The organism is Pseudomonas sp. PI1 (assembly GCF_000812405.1).
In the GTDB taxonomy this organism is placed as follows: Bacteria; Pseudomonadota; Gammaproteobacteria; order Pseudomonadales; family Pseudomonadaceae; genus Pseudomonas; species Pseudomonas citronellolis.
The window spans coordinates 1-20,621 of the sequence record NZ_JWMC01000083.1 but is presented as its reverse complement, the minus strand read 5'-3'; the positions used below and the strand labels follow the sequence as shown (position 1 = coordinate 20,621).

Genomic DNA, 20,621 nt, shown 5'->3' with positions numbered 1-20,621 from the left:
GCTCGGACAGCCACGTGTCGCTGAGCGTGGTGGAAGAACTGCGCTGGCTGGAATACGGCCAGCGCCTGCGCGACCAGAAGCGCAACCGCCTGTACCGCAGCGACCAGCCCAACATCGGCCAGACGCTCTACGAAGCGGCCCTTGTGGGCGGCGCCCAGGCCCTGGGCCAACCGGTGGGCGAACTGGCGGCGGGCCGCCGCGCCGACCTGCTGGTGCTCGACGGCAACGATCCCTACCTGGCTACGGCCAAGCCCGAGACACTGCTCAACCGCTGGCTGTTCGCCGGCGGCGACCGCCAGGTGCGCGATGTGATGGTCAACGGGCAGTGGGTGGTGCGGGAGCACCGGCATGCGCTGGAAGAGCAGAGCGCCGGGGAGTTCGCGGGGGTGTTGCGGGAGTTGTTGGGGTGATGGGGGCAGCCGGTGGCTTCGTCGTCTAGACCAACCTTCTTTCCCTCTCCCCAGCCCTCTCCCTGAAGGGAGAGGGGGCTAGTCCGTGCCGAGAGATGGAAGGGTTTCAGCCGGACACCTCCGGCGTCGCCGGCTGACTCTAAAACACCCAGCCCTGCCCAACGGTCCCCTCTCCCTTCAGGGAGAGGGTTAGGGAGAGGGAGCGGAGGTGAAGTAGCGCGCCTGCGTTACCGGCAGGCACCGTCCCTCAATTCCCCGCGATCGCACTATCCTTGCTCCGCCAAATCAGATCGCTCGTGTCATACCCCTTGCGATTGGCCTCGGCCAACAAACGACGCAACGTCGCCTCCGGCAGGCTGGTCTGCCGCGCCAGCAGCCACAGGTGGTCGCGGTCGCGGTTGCCGACCAGTGCGGTCTGGTAGTCCTCGTCGACGTAGAGCACCTGGTAGTCGCCGCGCACCACGCCGGGGAGCAGCCGCGACGCCCAGTTATCGAAGCGCACCCAGAAGGCATCGGTGCTGCCCGGCGTCTGCGGGGTGGCCGTGCCGGTCACCTGCTTCCAGCTGCCGTCGGCGGTGCGGCAGCGGTTGCGCAGGCCGATGCTGCCGTCGGCGCGCACGCTGTAGTGGGCCTCGGACTGCAGGCAGGCGCGCTGGAAGAACATCGGCTTGCGCGCCAGCTCGTACCAGGTGCCGGCGTAGCGCTGCGGGTCGACCTGCATCGTTTGCGGCCGCTCCTCGGCGTGCCCGGCGCAGCCGCCGATGCCGGCCAGCGCGACGGCGGCGAGCACCCGCAGCGCGGCGTTCATCTCACTTCAGGCCCTGGCCGGAGAACATCAGCACCTTGTCGCCGGCGTACTGCACGCTGATGAAGGTCTTATCGTCGCCCCAGGTGCAGCTGGACACGCCCAGCGCGCCGGAGCACTCGGTGGGCTTGCCGAGCAGGGCCTCCACCTCGGCCTTGTCCATGCCGGCCTTGAGCTTGGAATAGTTTTCCTGGTTGAGCTTGCTGCAGGCGGCCATGGCGATGCAGACGGCGATCAGGGCGATACGGCGGAAGGACATGGGCAACTCCATTGTCGGATGGTCCAGTGGACAAGCGTGGCACAGGCCACGCGAAACGCACCCTTGGAGTCAGAAACGCGAGCCGGGTTCCTTGAGGAAGGCGACTTCCTCGGCGCTGGACTCGCGGCCAAGGATGGCGTTGCGATGGGGGAAGCGGCCGAAGCGCGCGACCACCGCGCGGTGGCGCTCGGCGTAGTCGAGGAAATCGGCGAACAGCGCCTTGTCGTCCTCGGCGGCCTGCTCGTGCAGTTCGGCAAAATGCTTCACCGCCTGCTCCTGCTGCGCCAGGTCCTCGGCGTGCTCAAGCACCAGGTAGACGAAGACCCGCTCGATGGGCTGCAACTGGCGGTCCAGCCCGGCCGCAAGACCGCGGCGCACCAGCGCCTGGGCGCGGGCGTCGCCGTCGTAGGCGCGTGGCGTGTCGCGGAAGATCATCCGCGGCAACTGGTCCAGCAGCAGGATCAGCGCCAGCCAGCCCTGGGCCGAGCCGGCCCAGTCGGCCAGCCCGCCGTCCAGGGCCTGGCGCACCAGGCCGCCGAAGCGGTTGTCCGAAGCCGTGTCCTCGCAGGCGCTCTTGCCGAACCACAGGCCGTTGCGCTGGGCGGCGACGTCGCTGGCGCGCAGGGCGTCGCCGAACCACCAGTCCAGCAAAGCCTGCCAGGCGGGTACCGCGCTCATCAGGCCTGGTGGTAGCCGGTGACGCGCTCGACCTCTTCCTTCGAACCGAGGAACACGGCCACGCGCTGGTGCAGCGAATCCGGCTGGATGTCGAGGATGCGCTGGGTGCCGTTGGTGGCGGCGCCGCCGGCCTGCTCGATGATGAAGGACATCGGGTTGGCCTCGTACATCAGCCGCAGCTTGCCGGGCTTCTCCGGCTCACGGGCATCGCGCGGGTACATGAAGATGCCGCCGCGGGTCAGGATGCGGTGCACGTCGGCCACCATGGAGGCGATCCAGCGCATGTTGTAGTTCTTGCCCAGCGGGCCTTCCTTGCCAGCCAGCAGTTCGCTGACGTAGCGCTGCACCGGGGCTTCCCAGTGGCGCTGGTTGGACATGTTGATGGCGAACTCGGCAGTGCTTTCCGGCACGCGGATGTTGTCGTGGGTGAGCACGAAGCTGCCCAGCTCGCGGTCCAGGGTGAAGCCCTTGACGCCGTCGCCGAGGGTCAGCATCAGCATGGTCTGCGGGCCGTAGATGGCGTAGCCGGCGGCGACCTGCCTGGTGCCCGGCTGGAGGAAGGCCTGCTCGTTGAGGCTGTCGTTCTGGCTCAGGTGCTGCTCGGGGCAGCGCAGCACCGAGAAGATGGTGCCGACCGAGACGTTGACGTCGATGTTGCTGGAGCCGTCCAGCGGGTCGAACACCAGCAGGTAGGCGCCCTTGGGGTACTTGCCGGGGATCTGGTAGGCGTTGTCCATCTCCTCGGAGGCCATGCCGGCCAGGTGGCCGCCCCACTCGTTGGCTTCCAGGAGGATTTCGTTGGACATCACGTCCAGCTTCTTCTGCACCTCGCCCTGCACGTTCTCGGTGCCCATGCTGCCCAGCACGCCGCCCAGGGCGCCCTTGGACACGGCATGGCTGATTTCCTTGCACGCACGCGCCACCACCTCGATGAGGAAGCGCAGGTCGGCCGGGGTGTTGTGGCTGCGGGTCTGCTCGATGAGGTAGCGGCTGAGGGTAACGCGGGACATGGAAGGGCTCCGGGGGAGAGGTAGGAAAAAAACTGCGCGCATTCTAGCGTGGAATCGGCCACGCCGCCTCCCGTACGGCGCGTCCGTCCTGAGGTTGGAGCGCGCCGCCGGTGGTCGGTTCCCTCGTCGCTGCGGCCGTCAGTCGCGGCGGCTTGCTGGCGTGCCTGGCCTAGAAGTCCAGGCTCAGCGCCAGGCTCACGCCCTGCTGCAGGTCGTCGTCGCTGCGGTGCGCGCTGTAGCCGCCACGCAGCGAGAGTTCCGGGGTCAGCTTCTGGGCGAAGCCCAGGGTCGCGCGCTGCAGGTGGCTCTGCGGGGTGTAGCCCTGCAGGGTGAAGCCGTTCGCCGGCAGGCTGGTGAAGGCCATCCCGATGTTCTGGGTGTCGTCGGCGTATTCACGCTCCACCGCGACTTCGCCGAACAACTGGGTCTGCTCGCTGAGCGCGTACTTGCCCTGCAGGCCGGCGCCGAGACGGCGGGAGTAGCGCTTCTGCTCGTCGAACGACAGCGAGGTGGAAGCGTTGCCCTCGTCGTAACCGTCCACCTTCACCCGCGCCCAGTCGGCGCTGACGAAGGGCGACAGGTGCCAGGCCTCGCCGCCCTGGGCGATGTCGTAGCCGATCCGCCCGCTGAAGGCGAGCAGGTTGCCATTGGTGTCGCCCTTCTCCTCGACGGTGCGCGGGCCGATGGCGAACTTGCGGTTGGCCTCGTCGTAGTCGAGGTAGCCGCCGGTCACCGCGGCGTCGCCCCACCAGCGATCCTGCTGGTACTGCACGAAGAGGCTGCCCAGGTAGCTGTTGAGCTTGTAGTCGGAGTCCTCGGCGCCGGCCTCCAGTTTCTGCCGGTAGAAACCGGCGGCGATGCCGGCGCGCCAGGCGTCGTCCAGGCGCAGCGAGCCGCCCAGGGTCAGGTTGTAGCCGAAGCCGTCGCCGCTGGCGGCGCTGTCCTGGTCGTCGTAGTCCAGGTGCTGGCCGCCGCCGGTGACGAAGCCACGCCACTGGCCGACGCCCTGCCAGTTCTCCCAATCGGCCAGCCACTGGCTGCGCAGCTCGTCCTGGTAGGCGCGCAGGGTGCCGTGGGCCATTTCCGGCAGCAGGGTGGCCTCCCAGGGCGCGGACAGCACCGAGTAGGCGTAATCGGCGATCAGCGTCTGGCCGGCGATGGTCGGGTGCACGCCATCGTTGAAGATCAGCTTGGTCGGGTCGGGGCTGCTGCCGTGGCGGCCGTAGACCGGGTTTTCCGGGCAGCTGTTGCCACTGAAGCAGGTGCCCACCAGGTTCTGTCCGGTGGCCAGGCCATAGGCGCCGGGATCGGCCAGCACTTCCTGGAGCATCAGCGGGATGTTCAGCGGGATCACGTTGGCGCCGCTGCTGGCCAACTGGCTGACCAGCTCCTCGTTGAAAATGCCGCTGAGCTGGGTGCCGAAGCTCTGCAGGACGGTGCCGTTGGTGGCCGGGGTAAGGCCCAGGTCGGGCAGCAGCCAGACCATGATGTAGCGGGCGCCGGCCTGACTCAGCGCCTGGGCGCTGTCCACCAGGCGCCCGGCGGCGGCGCGGGCGGAGGGGTCGTCGGTGATGCGGAACTGCAGGAAGTCGTTGCCGCCGCCGGTGAGGTAGTAGAGCGCGTTGGGGTCGGCGAGGCGGCCGACCAGGTAGCCGTCGCGGGTGCGCGTCTGGCCGTTGGCGCTGACCACCGAGCCGCCGGCGGCGGTGATGGAGTCGTAGATCTGGTCGGTGCGGTAGCCGCCCACCGCCCAGTTATTACCGTCCGGCAGGCCTTCGGCGGCGTTCACCAGCGAGGTCGAGGGGCCGAGGTCGCCGGCGGCGACGCCCAGCTTGCCGCCGAGGATCATCGCTGCGGTAGGCCCGAAGACCTCGCCGCTGCCGTCCAGATAGGTCGGTCCCACGCGGTTGGTGAAGCGGGTGGAGGCGCCGGCGGGGCCGCCGGCGTCGGGGAACTGGCCGGCGTCGCTGAGGCTGTCGCCGAACACCACCAGGGTCGAATACGGGGAAGGTGACGCCAGGGCCTGACCGGCGATGCCGAGCAGGCAAGCGGCGGCCAGGGGTGAAAGCACCTGTTTGATCATGCGGCTGACTCCATGCTTTTTCTTATAGGTAGAGTGCAACGCCGTTAACAGTATCAGAACAATCGCGCAGAGTAGCGTTCTTGACGCATTTCCCTACATAAGCTGGCGTAATTTCTCCATTTCCCGGTATTTGCTCATTGGCCGGCGCGCTGCCCGCGCAACAGGCTGAAGGCCATGCCGCCCAGCAGCAGCACCCCGCCCAGCAATACGGCCCACAGGCCGATGCGCTTCCAACTGCCGTCGCCGGCGCTGGCGGCTTCCGCCGGGGCGGCCTGCAGGGCCCCATCCAGGCTGGCCTGGCCGACCTGGGCCGGCTTGTCCGGCTGGTAGCCGGGGATCAGCACGCTCAGCGGCAGGCTGGCGGAGGTGGCGTCGCGCTTGCCGAGGGCCAGTTGGTAGGGTGCGCTGCCGCGCACCAGGAACACCAGCTCGCGGGCACGCATGGCCACCCGCAGGCTCGGCGCCGTGTCGCCCAGGCCGGTGCCGCGCGCGTCGGTGACCAGGCGCAGCTGACGCACCGGCTGGCCGGCCAGCAGCAGTTCGTCCTGGCGCACCTGGCGGCCGTCCACCGGCAGGTCGTAGAGCACCCCGCGGGCCAGCGGGTACCAGTCGTCCCGGCTGCCCTGCCCGGTTGCCTTGCGCGCGGACAGCGCCACCGGCGCCATCAGGTGCTGCGCCGCCGTGCCGAGATCGAAACGCACCCGCTCCAGCGGCAGCGCCTGGGGCAGGTCCCAGCGGTAGCTGCCGTCCGCCTCGCGGCGCCCGGCAATGGGCTCGGACCACACCAGCGGCGTGCTCGCGGCCTGGTCGGTGCGGCCCAGCAGGCGCGCGCCCTTGAGCGTCACCGCCGCGTTGCCGGCCGGCCACGACAGGCGCAGGTAGCGCGCCTTCTGCCCGGGCAGGGCCACTTCGCTGACGTCCATGCGCTCGCCGTTGAAGCTCAGGCGGGCGAGCTGGCCGTCGCCCCAGTTGCGCCAGTGCTGCAGGTCGTCGCTGGCCTCGATGCGGAAGTGCTGGAAGCCCTCGGCCTCGCTGCTCCAGTCCAGGGCCAGGCGCTCGAAGGGGAAGTCGGCCTCGCCAGCGTCCAGCAGCCAGCCGCTGCGCCGCTCGCCCGTTGGCGCGGGAGTTGCGTCGGGCAGCACTTCCACCAGGGTGCCGGTGGTGCTGCGCTGGATGCGCAGGCCGGCCTGGCGGCCGGGGTCGGCCTCGGCGCCGTACAGCGGGAACAGCCGGGCCGCGGTTTCATGGGCGGTGCTGCTGCCCTGCGCCGCCGCCGCGCTCAGGGCGTAGGGCAGCGCCTCGCCCTCCTTGTCGAACACCCGCAGGTCGCGCAGGTCGGCATGGGCGGCGGCCAGTTGCACGCTCATCGGCACCTGCAGGCGGTACCAGGGACCTTCGCCCTGCAGGCGCAGGGGCACCTGCTGCGGGTAGTCGGCGGGGTTTTCCGCGGCCTGGGCCAGCCCGGCGGCCAGGCAGAGGATGAGGGAAGCCAGCTTCATGCGGGGGGTTGCTCCTGTTGCCCGGCCACCCGGTGCGGCGGCAGCGGGGCGAAATAGCCGACGACCAGCAGCAGCACGCCGACGCCGATGAAGGAAACGATGCGCTCCAGGCTGCCGCTGTTGCCCAGCTCGACGAAGAACAGCTTGACCACCACCACGCCGATCAGCGCCGCGCCGACCATCCACAGGTCGCGCCGGCCGCGCAGGTGGCCGCCGACCATCAGGCCCAGGGCGATCAGCGTCCAGACGATGGACAGCCCGGCCTGCACCAGCATCGACTCGCGCAGCGGCTCCAGGGCGAAGGGCACACCGCCCCAGTGGTGCGCGGTGCGGCACACGGCCAGGGTCAGCAGGGCGAACAGCGAGGCGCCCAGCAGCGCCTGGGCCGGCAGGCGCACCTGTTCGCCGGCAAGGCCCAGTTGCGGCAAGCCCTCGCGGCTCCACTGGAAGACCGCCGCCAGCACGATCAGCATGCCCAGCTCCAGCGGGTTGAGCAGCGGCAGGTAGGGCAACGGTTGCGCCGCGCCGTCGCTGACCAGGTTGACCAGCCAGAACCAGCCGAGCAGCGCCAGCGCCACCGGCGCCGCGGCCAGGGCGCGGTATTCGCGGGGGAAGGCCGCCACCGGCCAGGGCAGCGTGCGCCGTGCGCCCATGAGGATCAGGTAGAGGCTCGGCACCAGCGCCCAGCCCAGCCAGCGCCAGGCGTTGTAGTACTCGGCCAGGGCGAGGAACAGGTAGCGCAGCTGCAGCGCCAGCACCGCGAGCAACAGCCAGCAGCCGAGCACGTGGGCGCCGCGCAGGGGCAGCGCCGGCAGCACCGGTTCCAGGCGCCTGAGCGACCAGAAGTGCGCCACGAACAGCGCGCCCCAGCCCAGCCAGCCGAGCTCGCCCAGCGGCTGGTATTCCGGCTGCCAGGCGCTGGCCAGCGCCAGGACGCCCGCCGGCGCCAGGGCCAGGCAGGCGAGCGCCAGGGCCCGCCACTGCTCGCGGCGGGCGACGAAGGCCCAGAGCACCACGCTGACGGCCGCCACCAGCAGGGCGACGTGCTCGCGCCGCGACGCCGGGACGAAGCGGGCGATCTCACACAACGCGGTCAGCGCCCACCAGCCAGCGCCCCAGGCCAGCAGCAACTGCGACAGCCGTTCCAGGGTCAGCGCCCCCAGTTGCAGCGCCTGCCCGCCCTGCCCCGCCCGGTGCAGGCGCCAGGCGCCGACCAGCGCCGCCAGGGCCAGCACCGCCGGGCACCAGAAGCCGCTGTGGGCCAGGGGCGTCAGGCCCTCGCCGGAGAGCCCGGCGAACAATGACGAGCTGCCGAACAGCAGCGCCGCGCCGCCCAGCACCTGCAGCAGCAGGCCGAACACGAAGCTCGCGCGCTGCTGCAACGCCAGGCTCAGCCAGAGGATCAGCAGGCCGCTGCCGGCCCATACCGCCGCGGCGCTGCGCCAGGGCAGGACGAACAGCACCGCCAGGTTGACGAAGGCCAGGCCGGCCAGCAGCACCGCGCTGAGGCCGAGCATCAGCCGGCGGTCGTCGCGCACCAGCGGGTCGCGCGCGGCGAGGATCATCCCGGCGATCAGCGCCAGGCCGATCAGGCTGGCGCCGAACAGGCCGGTCCAGCCGCTGCCGAGCACCCCGGCGCCGCCGTCGGCCGCCCGCAGGTCGGCGAGGAACAGCGCGCCGCCGAGCAGCTGCACGGCGAAGGCACAGAACAGGAAGGTCCGCGAACCCAGGCGCAGCCCGGCGAACACCGTGGCCAGGCCGGCCAGGGCCCAAGCCATGGCGGTGCCCGGCACAGCAAAGCACAGCGGCGCGATCAGGTAGAGGAAGGCCAGGCCGCAGCTCGCCAGCAGCGGCTGGCAGCGCGGTTCCCAGGGCCAGAGGCCAGCGTTGCCGTGGCGGCGCAGCTGCCAGTAGCTGAACAACAGCGCCACGCCGAGCATCAACGCCCCCAGCGGCGCGCCGTCCAGCAGCTTATCCACACCCGGCTGCAAGCCCATCAGGAAGGCGATGGCCGCGCCCACCTGCAGCAGCAGCGCGAACATCCGCGCCAGCCGCCGCCCCTGGCGCAAGCCCAGCCAGTAAATGCCGGCGCCCTCCACGGCCCAGGCCGCCGAGGTCCAGCGCGCGTCCAGGCCCAGCGGGATGGCCAGGCTGCCGAACACCACGCCCAGCGCCAGGCAGGCTTCCACCAGCAGTAGGGCGCGGCCGGCGGTGCACCCGGCCAGCAGGCGCGCCAGGCCCATGTAGAACAGCCCCAACACCAGCGCGCTGAACGCCGGGCCGAACTCCAGGTGGCGGATCAGCGCGTACTGCAGGCCGAAGCCGATCAGCGGCGCGCCGAACAGCACGGTGCCGTCGACGTAGTCGGTCTGCCGCAGCGACCAGCGCAGCGTCTCGTCGCGCCCGGCGCCCTCCTCCAGCCCGGCGGCCTCGCGCAGGCGGCGGCGGGCGAAGAGCAGGCCGATGGCCACGTACATCAGGAAGAACAGCAGCAGGAACGGCTCGGTGCTGGCGAACAGCTCCGGCGTGTAGGAACGCAGCCCCCAGGCGAAACCGATGCCGAAGGTGCCGAAGAAGCCGATCAGGTTGAGCAGGCGCCAGGCGCGGAACCAGGCGATGGCGAAGATGCCGGCGTTGAGCAGGGCGAAGTAGCTGAACAGGGCGACGTGGTTGCCGGCGCCGGTGGAAGTCAGGATGGGCGCGGCGAAACCGCCCAGGGCCGCCGCGGCGGCAAGGCCGAGGGCATCCTGCAGCACTGCCAGCACGGCGGAGAACACCGTCACCGCCACCAGCAGGCCAAGGGCCTGGCCCGGCGTCAGCAGCGGATGCAGGCGCATGGCGGCGAACACTGTCAGGTACAGCACCGCGATGCCGGTACCCTGCAGCAGCAGGCCGTAGGTCGCGCGCTTATGCCGCAGCCACCAGCCCAGGGCCAGCAGGGCGATGGCGGCGGCGGCCACGCCCATGTAGCGCAGCTCGACGGGAACGACTACGCGCTCGGAGGCGTAGCGCAGCAGGAAGGCCAGGCCGAGGAACAGCAGCAGCACGCCGACGCGCAGTACGGTATTGCCGCCGAACAGCCAGTCGCGCGCGGCACCGAAGGCACGGTCGAACCAGGACGGGCCGGATGGAGCGGCCGGTTCGGCCTCCCAAGCCGAGGCTTCGCGCGCCGCGGGGACTTCGACGGCGGGCGGGATCGGGGCTGGCGGCGGCTCCTGGGGCTGCAACGACCAGTCAGGCGCAGCGCTGGTCGCGGCAGGCGCCTGCGCTTCGGGCAGCTCGATCTCCCATTCCAGCTCCGGCTCAGGCTCGGCGACGGCTTCCGGCGCAACGACGGGCTCCGCCGGCTCGGCGGGCGGCACAGGCGCTACGGCCCCGCCCTGCTCCAGGCGCAGCAGGCGCTGGTATAACGCCTCGGTACCCGCCTCGAACCGCTCGGCGAACTGCTCCAGCTGCCGGCGCAGCGCCGCGTTCTGCCGCTGCAGGCCATGCAGCGCCAGCGCCTGGCCGAACAGCAGCCCCAGCCCGGCGCCCGCCAGGCCATCGGCGATCGACTCGTCCCAGGCGGCGCCCAGCACCAGGCCGATCAGCATGAAGATCCATTGCATGCATTCACATCCTTGAAAGGGAAACGCCCCCATCCAGCGGCGCGCAAGGCTCCGAGTATATCGCCCCGCGCGGCGCAGGCACCCTGATTCCACAGGATATGACGCCAGCGCCGGGACGCCAGCCACAAAGCACAAGGAACGGCAGGCGCCGGAAGTATCGGCTGGGCGAGAGAGTCGGGCTCGGAAAGATCGACAAAGGCAGTAAAGCGTCCCGTTTTCGAGGCATGTATCCACAGCCGATACGACTTCTCCCCCTCTTTCTCGCCGCCGCCGATTGACGGCCCCAGAGCAGCCCCCTGATGCTTGGCGCCTGGCATGGCTGCACCCGCGTTATGGGCGGGCCGTGCGGGGCATCTTCGGATGCGCCGGTTCCCTTGTCCCGGTACGCCAACCTGTACGGTCCGCCCCCCCCCTGATTGGCGTCAGGAAGCGGAAACCCATTCGATTCGGAGCTCTACGACGCCGCGCAATCCCGCCAGGCGGCCCTGGTCAACCTGCTACGCCTGCTGGCCGGCGCGCCGGACCTGGGCGCGCCCACCGAGGAAGTGCTGGACGGCACCTTCAGCGCGCTGGAATACCTGGCGGCCGACGCCGAGCGGCTGTACGCCGCCGCCGAGCAACGCACCCGACCGTAGGGCGCATAACGCGAAGCGTTATCCGCCGTTGCCGGATGACGCTTCGCTCCGCGACCCGCGCAGTTTCGGATCTAGAGCAGAAAGATGAATCCGTCTCTCTGCTCCCTGCTGGTCATTTACGTTCCTTGGCCACGCTACCCAAACTGGCATCCTTGACCAAGTAACGGCCCTCGGTATCGCCAAGCAGCACCAGGTTGTTGCGCGCCATCAGCATCCCGACCTCCACTTCCTGCTTGATGAACACCACTTCGCCGGCCCGCACCTCGAAAGACAGGTCCGCCCAGTTTTCCGCCTTGGAACTGATGGTGTGCTTGCCTGGCTCGACGTAGAAATAGATGTACTGATTGCCACGGTTGTAGCCCATCTCCGAGGCGTCTTCGCGGTCATCCAGGAACACGTTGAAGCGCACCAGGCCACCGGCGTTGCTCGGCCGCACCACATAAACCAGCCCCTGGTCGGCAGTGGCAGCCTTGGGCAACTCGTACCCGGCAACTTCCGCCTGCATTTTCTCCATCGACGGCGCCGAGGCGCAGCCATAGATAAGCGCGATGCTGGCCAGCGCAAGCAGTTTGAGCATTCTCACAACGACTTCTCCCTTTCCATATGGTTGTAGCCGCCGCCCTTTCTTCCAGAGGCAACGGCAGTGCCTGCCCTTGCCAATGCCGGCGCGTCGAAAGATCGACTCGGCAGTGATGGCAAAAGGCCAAAAACTTTACCCTGAATGCCGTCTGGAAGGCCATCTGAAAGACTTGATCGGATTCTAACGAGGGAGGGTTTTCTCCTGCACTCCAATCCTGCCCAGGCAGTCGGCTTTAGAACAGGAAAATAAATCCGCCCCTTCTCGCCTCATCAACCAACACCACAAAAAAATAACAAACACTCTTCCCGACACTTACCACAAACCCCTGTCATAGCCATTAAACGCAAACATTAACAAGTACACACCAAGGGCGAATACCCCCACCAGAAACCTAACTTCCTTTGGATGATTATTTTCGACTGCCCCTCCAGGCGCCAGATAAATAACTCTATCTGCTAAATAGCAGTAAAACCCCCAGCCAAAAAAAGCCTGACCAGTTACGACCACCCCAAAACTATTCCATTCACCAATAAACCTTAAAGAATTTCCGATACCGCCCAAAACCAACAGAGCAAGTACAGCTAATCTATACCTCTTCAAAAGTCTCAAAAATCTCATCCAAGGATCTCTCCTCAAGAACCAGAGATAGAAAATTTACACCCGTTATCCTAAGCCCACCTATTGATAAGACCTAGGTGAGAAAATCGAAAAAACAGAAAATCACCCACTACACTCCAACCCTACATAACCAGTCAGCTTTAGAGCAGGAGAAATAAATCCGTCCCCTTTCGCCCTCAATTCCAGAAGGATAATACTCATCTCAAAACCATTAATAAATGGCACAAACCACACCCAAAAACATACAAACCAACATGAACACAAATCGTCCGATCTGATCGGAGCCTGCATCGCCGGAGAATCTCATGTACAGATGAGGACCATACATTGTCATATCATATAAATAAGCAAATACATTAGACAGAAAAATACATTGCAAGGCTATCCTTATTGCCCCATCGAGAGCAGTATTCACCACCAGTCCGCTCAAGATAAACATAAACATCGAAAGCATAAAAAATAAGCTTATCTTAACTCCGCCGCCGAGCCTATTAATCAAAATAATACTGCTCACCCCTCCTATTCCCTCCCCAAAGGAGACACCCATTAGCTCATCCTTCTCCAGAAACTAATAGAATCTTAAGTCTTGAATCAATTTCTTGACTTCAACTCGGAGCTGCTCATCACTAAGCTCGTAATCCTCCCGTAAATCTTCATCCGCAACATACATATCTGCCACACAAAATACACTAGACAGGCACTCACTCAATGCTGGAGCATCCCCTAGAAGAATTCCTCTATCCCCCTCTATTTTCCAAAGTTCAATATATGCCTCAGAGAAAACATCCGCAGACAACCGTTGTGCCACAAATGATTTTGCAAACTCCAGAAGGGTGATACTCATCTTAAAACCCCATTCTTAATAAAATTCTCAAACTGCTGAGTTCCTGGGTAGAGCTTGAAGCCTGTAACAAAGCTCCCTGCACCATCGACAACGACTGCATTACTCTAAAGAACACCTTGAACAAAAGGGGACGGATTTATTTGCCCTACTCTAAAGCTAGCTGACCAGAAAGAATTAGAGTAGTTAAAATAAATCCGTCCCCATTTCGTTCTATAAAATCGAAAAACTAGAAAATCACCTCTTGCACTCTAACCCTACATAACCAGTCAGCTTTGATATCAGAATAAATATCCTCCCTTTTGATCTATAACGAATAGTTTCATCACCACCATGCCCTACCGTAGCCATTAAATGCGAACATCAACAGATAAATAGATAACGCACCAATTCCAGCCAAAAACCTTATGGACCTTGGATGGTCAACCTCAATCATTGCTTGAGGACCATAATAAATAGGCTTACTTGCGATATAACAGTAAAACCCTCGACCAAATAGACACTGAGTAGCAACAACACTCCAGAAATTACTCCACTCACCTATAAATCTTAACGAGTTCAATCCACTGCACCCCACCATAACAGTAACAGCAACGAATCTATATCTATGCATAAACGCAAGAAATTTCATTTAAGTACATCCTTTCCGCCTTTAACTATCCCATCCCAAGCCCCCATAATTCCTAGAGCATTAGATAATCTCCCCGCGACTTCTGGGGAAAGTCCTCTGGAGCGAGCATAAGACTCAAAGCCATAGCTCAAGGCAACAGAACTAGCTGCTCCAGAGAGATCCTCTTTCAGGTAACCAGATATAAGGCCAGTAATAGTAGAGACCGATCCCAAACCTGTTGCAACTCCGCCAGTGGAGACTATCGCCCCCAAGCCCAGCATTTTACCCAAATCATTAAGAGACTTTGCATCAGCAGCCTTCAGGTATCGCAAGGTCTCTGCATTTGATAAATCTATATTTGCACCAACAGCGACACACTCAGCAGATGCGCAGGGCAAAAACCGTGGAGAATAACTAACACCCTCAACTGTAATGGGAACTGTATATCTGCCAGTTTCATCTAAAACATACCCCGTTAACCGGTCGCGTGACTCACTACCAGTAGCAGGCGCCTTGGCCCAATCCTGGCCTGGGGCTATAGGGAATGCTGCCCAGCTATATGCATCAGTGCTGGACTGAATATAGGTAACTATGTCCAGATCGAGCTTGGCGAACTGCTGTAGGTACTGGCCGTTATCCAGTTCCACCCAATTTCCTCCTGTATCGTAGATGTCTTCCCTATTGGCGAGGATGTCCGTTCCGGCCCCGATATCGCTGCCTTTCACATTGGAGAGTCGCAGTTGCTCTTCGATCTGCTCGGCAGTGTATTTACCCCCACTACGCTCTGCGAGGCTCCTAGCTAGTTCCTTGTCTGTCGGGTGCAACTGCCGGTTGTAGGCCATGCCATTCTTGGCAATATCTCCTCCCATCTGCAGATCGCCATTGACACTACCCGCCGCTACGATGCCGGCCAATTGTGCCGCAGCCTGCTGCATACGCTTGGCCTTCTCGCTGTCGCCCTCCAGGAAACCACTGGTGAGCACATTGGCCAGCGCTTCGCTCGCGCCCGCAGCCATGGCACCCGTCTTGAAGTCCCCCCCCATGGCCTCAGCCAGTAAGCCTCCCGCAATGGCATGCGCCACGGTGTTCTGTACCCCGCCGCTGGGGAATCCCAGATCGCCGACATATTTGAACGCGGAGGCTTGCAGGATGCCGTAGAGGGCGCCTTGCATGGAGTCGCTGAAGTTGCCTTGACCTAGAAGGTCATTGGCTGCACCAGTCAACGCACCTTGTGCCAGTTGCATACCCGCAAAGCGTGACCAGGCCTCGGGGTTGGCAAGGTCTGGAATGGCGCCAATGCCCTTGCCTGCTGCCGTGGTGGTGTTCGTGGTGGGATCGGTCTTGCCGCCGAACCATTCGGGCCCATATGCCGCCATGGAACCCGCTACCCCCGCGGCGATCATGGCCTGCTTGAGGCTGTCGCTGCTCAGGGCATCGTCCAGAGTAGCTCCGAGGTTCCCCTGGCTGTTGATGAGACTGATACCGGCGGTGGACCCCAGTGAGGCGGCAGCGCTGGCCAACGCCACGTTGCCCCAACCCGCCGCGACTGCTGCCCCCGTTGCACTGACTCCCGCAGCGGCCATAGCGGTGCTGGAACCTGCAGTGGCCCCTGCTGCTGTGCCGACTGCGGTACTTGCGGCCCCATATGTGGCAACGCTGAGGATGATCGCTACCGCCAATTGTGCAGCCGGCCCCATTCCCGAACTGCTGTACTTCCAGCCGTCGTGGACTTCCTGCACCCGCCGCCAATCCACATCCCCCCGCGCCTCGGCCTCTTTCAGCCAAGCCAGATTCGGATCGGCCTGCACCATGGCATCGATGGTCTGCCCGACGCTCTGCTGGTCGATGTGCTTGATGTCGATCTTCAGGCCTTCCACGGCCTTGATCGCCAGTTCGCCCTGGGCGATCAGTTGGCTCTGGCGCAGGGTCTCGTCGGTCTGGCCCTTGCCCTTGGCGGACTGCCAGGCGAGGTTGCCCTTGCTCTTTTCGTGGCTTTCCTGGTGCAGGTCCTTGACCGCTTCGAAGGTCACGCTGCCGCCGCTGAGGATGGCGATGTCGTTGCCGCTTTCGAGCTTCGCGCCCTGGTATTTCTGGTCGCCGCCGCTGAGCAGGGTGATGTCGGAGCCGGCGCTGATCTGGCTGCCCACCGCCTTCACGTCGGTGACTTCGTCGCGCTGGGTCTTCTTGCTGCCGAAGCCGCCCTTTCTCTCCTCGCTGTACAGGGAGTAGTCGCTGTCGTAGTCCGCCAGCAGTTCCAGCTTGTCGCCGGCCACCAGGTAGGCTTCGTTGCCCGCGCTGATCTGGCTGGCCACCAGGGTGAGGTTCTGCCCCGCGCTGACGACCACGTCCCCGCCCGCGCTCAGGCTGGCGCCCTGTTGCCGTACCCGGTCGTCCTGCTGCTCGACCTTCTTGCCGCCGCCCTTGTACTTCGTCTGGCTGTGCTCTTCGTTCGCCGCCGAGGCGAGGGTGACGTCGCGGCCGGCGCCCAGGGCGATGTCGCCCGTGGCGTCGATGTGGCTGGCGATGACACTGAGGTCGCGGCCGGCGCTGGCATCGAGGTTGCCGCCGACGCTGATGTCGCTAGCGTGCTGGGTGGTGCTGGCGAGGCTGCCCTGCATGCGCCGGCTCTGGAAATCGGCGCTGTCGGTTTCCCCGGCGGCCTCCAGGCGCAGGTCGCGCCCGGCCTGCAGGTGGGCGTCGCCACCGGCCTGGATCGAGCTGCCGACGTTGAGCAGGTCGCGCCCGGCGTTGATCGCCAGGTTGCCGCTGGCTTCGATGCGGGCGGCGGCGTTGGCGATTTCCTTGTGGATGCGGTCGTTGCCGGCGCTCAGGTCGAGGGTGGTGATGCTGCGTTCGTTGATCACGTCGCCGGTCAGCGCGGTGAGGCTGACGTCGCGCCCCGCGAGGATGCCGCCGGCGGTATTGCGGATGCTGTCGCTGGCCAGCAGGTCGAGGCGCTTGCCCGCTTCGATCAGGCCGCTGTTGCCGATGTTCGCCGCGCTGGCGCTAAGGTCGCCGCTGGCGCGCAGGGTGCCGGCGTTGTTCAGGGCGCCACCGCTGATCAGGCTCAGGTTCTGGCCCTGGATCAGCGCGCCGTTGGGCGCCAGGCGGTTGTCGGCCTGGGCCAGGTAGAGCACCGGCACCAGTACCTTCTCGCCGTTCACCACGGCCTCTTCCAGCCAGACGATGTCGTGGGTCAGCGCCGCCACCTGTTCGGCGGTCAGGCCCACACCTACTGTCAGGTTGAGGCTGTCCTTGTAGGCGATGGCGTTGTCCATCAGGTACTTGAACAGCGCCTCGTCGCTGGCCATGCCGTCGATGAAGCGCTGGCCGGTGCGGGCCACCAGCGCCTGCTGGATCAGGCGCTGTTCGTAGAGGCCGTCGCCCAGGCGTTTCTGCGCCTGGTCCGGGTCGTAGCCGAGCAGGCCCAGCAGGTAGTCGGAGCTGAGGAAGCTCTTCAGGCTCGTCAGTTCGGGGTTGGTCTCGATCAGGTACTTGTGGCTGTTGCCCGACGCGGCGTTGCCCGGCACGCCCTGGACGCGGGAAAGCCCCTGGCCGAGGCCGGCGAGATCGGGCCCGTTCCCGGCGCCGGCGCTGCCGTCCTCGCCGCTAAGGCGGAACAGGCCGTTACCGCCGCTGGGCAGGCTGAAGCCGGGAAGCTCCAGTGGGTTGACCTGCTGCTGCGCCAGGTCCGGCGGCAGCTGCGAGGTGATGGCGAACTGGCCGGTGGCGGCGCCGGTGGCCGTGCTCACGTCGCGCGGGTCGATGCTCTGGGCGCCGGCGTCGCGGCGCACCACGCTGTTGTCGAATTGCTCGCTGGCGATGATGCTGACGTTGCCCGCGGCCTGGATCACCGCGCTGGCCGCCGGGGCGCCGGACACCTGCACCTCGGAGACCATAAGGTTGTGGAAGTTGTGTTCCGGGTAGCCGCCGGATTCCAGCACCTGCTGGCGGCTCAGGGCGCCGGGGTCGTAGTCCGGCGAGGTGGGGTCGTTGTAGCGGTTGTAGAGCGCCTGGTTGCTGCGGAACGTCCAGTAGTAGGCGTCGGTGCGGGTGTAGAAGGCCCCGTCCAGGTGCCGCTCCACGCCGCCGGCCGCGCCCTGATTGCGGAAGCGGGCGGCCTGGATGTCGATGTCGCCGCCCGAGGCGATGCTGCTGTAGAGGTTGGCGAAGGCGCCGCCGCGGAAGACGAAGTCGCCGCCGGCGGTGATCGTCGCCTGGGGCGAGTCCTGGGTGATGACGTCCTCGTAGCGCTCCCAGGACTGGAACCGGAATTCGCAGCCCTTGCCGTCGCACAGGTCGTCGGCGTACATGCGGATGTTGCCGGCGACGATGCGCTGGCCGATGCGGAAGTCGTCGCCACGGCGGTTGTCGAAGTCCTGCGCCAGCAGGGTCAGGGCGCCGGCGCTCTCGATGCTGCCGGAGACGTTCTCGACCTTGGCCGCCCAGCCGTTCTGGTCGTTGGCGGCGATGTGCAGGTTGCCGAGGCTGTAGAGGTCGCCGGCGCGGTTGCTGAGGGTGCCGACCCGCAGCGCCATGTCGCCGCCGCTGAACAGCAGCCCGCCCTGGTTGAGCAGGTTGCCGGCCTCCACGCGCAGCCCGGCGGCGCTGCCGAGGCTGCCGAAGTTATCGAGGCTGGCGACGCGCACGCCGAGGTCGCCGGCGGAGCTGATGCGGCCGTGGTTGCTCAGGCCGTTGGCGGTGACGCTGGCCGCGCTGCCGCCGGCGATGCTGGCGGCGGCGCCGAGTTCGACCTGCCTCGCCCCAAGGCTCAGGTCGCCCAGGCTGGTGAGGCGCCCGGCGCCAGCGTAGGTGCCGCTCAGGTTCAGGTTCAGGCCGGCGTCGCTGGCGATCAGCCCGTCGTTGCGCCAGTGGCCGCCGCTGCCGTCAAGGCCCTGCACGGCCAGCAGCTGGCCGTCGCTGCCGAGCTGCAGGCGGTCGACGTTGAGGCTGAGCTGGCGGGCCTGCAAGCTGCTGTTCAGGGTCCAGTCCGGCGCGTCGATGTCCAGCGCGGCCTGGGTGATGAAGTGGCCGCCGGCCCGGCCGAGTTGCCCCAGGTCGACGAGGAACTGGCCGTTGCCGGCGTGCAACACGGTGCCGCCGGCGTTGTGCAGGGCGCCGCCGCTCAGTTGCAGGGTGTCGGCGGCGGTTTCCAGGGTGCCCTGGCGATTGTCCAGCAGGCCACGGGTGACGATCCGCGTGCTGCCGCTCTGGCCCAGGGCGCGCAGGCGGCCCTGGGCGTTGCTCAGGCTGGCGGCGTCGAGGCTCAGCCAGTCGCCGGCTTCGATCAGGCCGCCGTCGTTGTTCAGGGCGCCCAGCAGGCTGAAGTCGATGCCTTTCGCGCCGACCTTGCCGTTGCCGTTGAGGAAGTCGCCGGCGGCGAGGGTCAGCTGGTTGCCGGCGTAGAGACCACCGTCGCGGTTGTCCAGGGCTGCGCCGCCGGTGTCGATCTTGGCCTGGCCGGCGGTGGCGGCGAGATGCCCTTGTCCATTACCGATACCGCCGCTGGCCTTGACGTCCAGGTCCACGCCCTGGGCCACGCCGGCGTCGTTGCCGAAGTAGCCGGTGACGATCCTGAGCAGGCCCTGGGCGACATTGAGGATGCCGCCGCTGTTGTCGGTGCTCGCGGCGCCCAGGTCGAGCTTGCCGCCATCGCTCTGGATGCGGCCCCGGGCATTGTTCAGCGCACCGCTCAGGGCGAGGCTGGCGTCGCCCTGGCTGGAAACCTGCCCCTGCTGGTTGTCGAGGCCGGCGGCGCGCAGGCTGAGGCTGTCGCCGCTGTGGACGAGGCCGTCGTTGCCGTTGAGCAGGCGGCCGTCGAGCGCCTCGATGCGCAATGCGCCCTGGCTGGCCAGGGTGCCGCGGTCGCGATTGTCCAGGCCGCCCTGGCCGAGGATCAGCTCGAGGGTGGACTGGCTGGACAGCTGGCCGCCACGGTTGTCCAGGCTGGCGGCCTTGAGCAGCAGGCCGGCGCCGCTGCTCAGGCGGGCGTTGTTGGCGTTGATGAGCGCGCCGCTCAGCGTCGCCTCCAGGGCCCCCTGGCTGAGCAGTTGGCCACCGCTGTTGTCCAGGCTGCGGCCCTTGAGCAGCAGGCTGCCGGCGCTGATCTGCCCACCCTGGTTGAGCAACCGGGTGGCGGCGTGGCTGAAGTCGAGCCGGCGCTGGGCGTCGATCAGGCCGGCGTCGCGGTTGTCGAGGGTGTCGGCGATGGCGAGTTCGACGTTGCCCTCGGCGGAGACGATGCCGCCGCGGTTGTCCAGGCTGGCCGCGCTGATCCGCTGGTCCCCCTGGCTGACCAGGGCGCCCTGGCTGGCGTTGTTCAGTGCGCCGGCGAGGCTGACGGCGAGCGCGCCGGCCTTGCTGGAGAGGGTGCCGCCCTGGCTGTTGTCCAGGCTGCCGCCGCCGACGCTCAGCCCCTGCCAGCCGGACAGCAGGCCCAGGCCGGCGTTGAGCAGCCGGTCGGCCTGCAGGTCGAGCCGTCCGGCGCTGATGATGCGGCCGCTGTCGCGGTTGTCCAGCAGCCGGGCGCCGAGGGCGAAGCTCTGCTGGCTGGAGATTTCGCCGCCACGGTTATCCACCGCGCCCAGTTGCTTGAAACTCAGGGTGCCGGCGCTGAGCAGCCCGCCCTGGCTGTTGTCCAGGTCGCCGCCCTGCAGGTCGAGGCCGAGCGCGCCGTTGCCCAGCAGGCGCCCGCCGCGCAGGCTCAGTTGCCGGGTGCGGATGTCGGCATCGGCCTGGGTGGAGATTTCGCCCCGGCTGGCGTCGATGTGCTGCGCTGCCAGCGTGAGGTTGCCGGCGCTGTGGATGAGGCCGTCGGCGCTGTTGTCCAGCTTGCCGGCGAGGTTGGCGTGCAGGGTGCCGCGGCTGGTGAGGGTGCCCTGGCCGCTGTTGTCCAGGCTGGCCAGGTCCAGGCGCAGGCTCTGTTCGGCGGCGAACAGGCCGAGGCGATTGTCCAGGGCGCCGCCGCTGATGTGGATATGCTGGC

14 protein-coding genes are annotated in these 20,621 nt (G+C 66.3%); 2 read left to right on the top strand and 12 right to left on the bottom strand.

What is annotated here, in order from left to right; translation table 11 throughout:
* On the top strand, positions 1-410 hold a 410-nt coding region (locus tag RN02_RS25880), incomplete at its 5' end, for an amidohydrolase family protein (protein WP_152623819.1).
* Between the two features lie 247 nt (positions 411-657).
* Here the strand turns inward: RN02_RS25880 and RN02_RS25875 are convergent.
* The 7 genes from RN02_RS25875 to RN02_RS25845 form a co-directional block, all read right to left on the bottom strand.
* Entirely contained in the window at positions 658-1,218 is a 561-nt protein-coding gene (locus RN02_RS25875; RefSeq protein ID WP_043317924.1) for a lipocalin family protein, read from the bottom strand.
* Between the two features lies 1 nt (position 1,219).
* On the bottom strand, positions 1,220-1,474 hold the full coding sequence (gene bamE, locus RN02_RS25870; protein ID WP_009613753.1) for an outer membrane protein assembly factor BamE domain-containing protein: 255 nt from the start codon (positions 1,472-1,474) through the stop codon (positions 1,220-1,222).
* 69 nt (positions 1,475-1,543) lie between these two features.
* Entirely contained in the window at positions 1,544-2,152 is a 609-nt protein-coding gene (locus RN02_RS25865) for a DUF924 family protein (RefSeq protein WP_043268380.1), read from the bottom strand.
* The gene (locus tag RN02_RS25860; RefSeq protein WP_043317922.1) at positions 2,152-3,162 is read right to left on the bottom strand and encodes a class 1 fructose-bisphosphatase; all 1,011 of its coding nucleotides are present in this window, start codon (positions 3,160-3,162) and stop codon (positions 2,152-2,154) included. Before RN02_RS25860 ends, RN02_RS25865 begins: the two co-directional genes overlap by 1 nt.
* Before the next feature lie 169 nt (positions 3,163-3,331).
* A complete protein-coding gene (gene estP, locus RN02_RS25855; protein ID WP_043317920.1) occupies positions 3,332-5,245 on the bottom strand; it encodes an esterase EstP in 1,914 nt (637 codons plus the stop codon).
* Between the two features lie 134 nt (positions 5,246-5,379).
* Complete coding sequence (locus RN02_RS25850; protein WP_043317918.1) at positions 5,380-6,744, bottom strand: DUF3999 domain-containing protein; 1,365 nt, start codon at positions 6,742-6,744, stop codon at positions 5,380-5,382.
* On the bottom strand, positions 6,741-10,352 hold the full coding sequence (locus RN02_RS25845) for a DUF2339 domain-containing protein (protein ID WP_043317916.1): 3,612 nt from the start codon (positions 10,350-10,352) through the stop codon (positions 6,741-6,743). Before RN02_RS25845 ends, RN02_RS25850 begins: the two co-directional genes overlap by 4 nt.
* 416 nt (positions 10,353-10,768) lie before the next feature.
* Here RN02_RS25845 and RN02_RS25840 point away from each other — a divergent pair, with 416 nt between their 5' ends.
* Positions 10,769-10,987, top strand: a complete 219-nt coding sequence (locus RN02_RS25840) for a hypothetical protein (protein WP_043317914.1) — start codon at positions 10,769-10,771, stop codon at positions 10,985-10,987.
* A 112-nt stretch (positions 10,988-11,099) separates the two neighbouring features.
* Here the strand turns inward: RN02_RS25840 and RN02_RS25835 are convergent, their stop codons facing one another.
* The 5 genes from RN02_RS25835 to RN02_RS25825 all read right to left on the bottom strand — a co-directional run.
* Positions 11,100-11,492 (bottom strand): DUF2846 domain-containing protein, encoded by a 393-nt coding sequence (locus RN02_RS25835; RefSeq protein WP_024128065.1) that lies wholly within the window; start codon positions 11,490-11,492, stop codon positions 11,100-11,102.
* Positions 11,493-11,879: 387 nt separating this feature from the next.
* Positions 11,880-12,185: a hypothetical protein gene (locus RN02_RS33510; RefSeq protein WP_152623818.1), complete on the bottom strand. Its 306-nt coding sequence runs from the start codon at positions 12,183-12,185 to the stop codon at positions 11,880-11,882.
* 211 nt (positions 12,186-12,396) lie between these two features.
* Positions 12,397-12,732 carry a hypothetical protein gene (locus tag RN02_RS25830; protein WP_043317912.1) on the bottom strand — a complete coding sequence of 112 codons (336 nt, stop codon included), beginning with the start codon at positions 12,730-12,732 and terminating at the stop codon, positions 12,397-12,399.
* 21 nt (positions 12,733-12,753) lie between these two features.
* Positions 12,754-13,029, bottom strand: a complete 276-nt coding sequence (locus RN02_RS32790; RefSeq protein WP_082033890.1) for a colicin immunity domain-containing protein — start codon at positions 13,027-13,029, stop codon at positions 12,754-12,756.
* A gap of 624 nt (positions 13,030-13,653) precedes the next feature.
* The coding region (locus tag RN02_RS25825) for a DUF637 domain-containing protein (RefSeq protein WP_201773773.1) at positions 13,654-20,621 on the bottom strand (6,968 nt) is incomplete at its 5' end.

What these genes read in the sequence shown, in the direction of transcription:
- RN02_RS25835 (WP_024128065.1), bottom strand. Translation starts at nt 11,492, where the DNA reads ATGCAGGCGGAAGTTGCCGGGTACGAGTTGCCCAAGGCTGCCACTGCC.
- RN02_RS25850 (WP_043317918.1), bottom strand. Translation starts at nt 6,744, where the DNA reads ATGAAGCTGGCTTCCCTCATCCTCTGCCTGGCCGCCGGGCTGGCCCAG.
- RN02_RS25845 (WP_043317916.1), bottom strand. Translation starts at nt 10,352, where the DNA reads ATGCAATGGATCTTCATGCTGATCGGCCTGGTGCTGGGCGCCGCCTGG.
- RN02_RS33510 (WP_152623818.1), bottom strand. Translation starts at nt 12,185, where the DNA reads ATGAGATTTTTGAGACTTTTGAAGAGGTATAGATTAGCTGTACTTGCT.
- RN02_RS25865 (WP_043268380.1), bottom strand. Translation starts at nt 2,152, where the DNA reads ATGAGCGCGGTACCCGCCTGGCAGGCTTTGCTGGACTGGTGGTTCGGC.
- RN02_RS25875 (WP_043317924.1), bottom strand. Translation starts at nt 1,218, where the DNA reads ATGAACGCCGCGCTGCGGGTGCTCGCCGCCGTCGCGCTGGCCGGCATC.
- bamE (WP_009613753.1), bottom strand. Translation starts at nt 1,474, where the DNA reads ATGTCCTTCCGCCGTATCGCCCTGATCGCCGTCTGCATCGCCATGGCC.
- RN02_RS32790 (WP_082033890.1), bottom strand. Translation starts at nt 13,029, where the DNA reads ATGAGTATCACCCTTCTGGAGTTTGCAAAATCATTTGTGGCACAACGG.
- RN02_RS25830 (WP_043317912.1), bottom strand. Translation starts at nt 12,732, where the DNA reads ATGGGTGTCTCCTTTGGGGAGGGAATAGGAGGGGTGAGCAGTATTATT.
- estP (WP_043317920.1), bottom strand. Translation starts at nt 5,245, where the DNA reads ATGATCAAACAGGTGCTTTCACCCCTGGCCGCCGCTTGCCTGCTCGGC.
- RN02_RS25860 (WP_043317922.1), bottom strand. Translation starts at nt 3,162, where the DNA reads ATGTCCCGCGTTACCCTCAGCCGCTACCTCATCGAGCAGACCCGCAGC.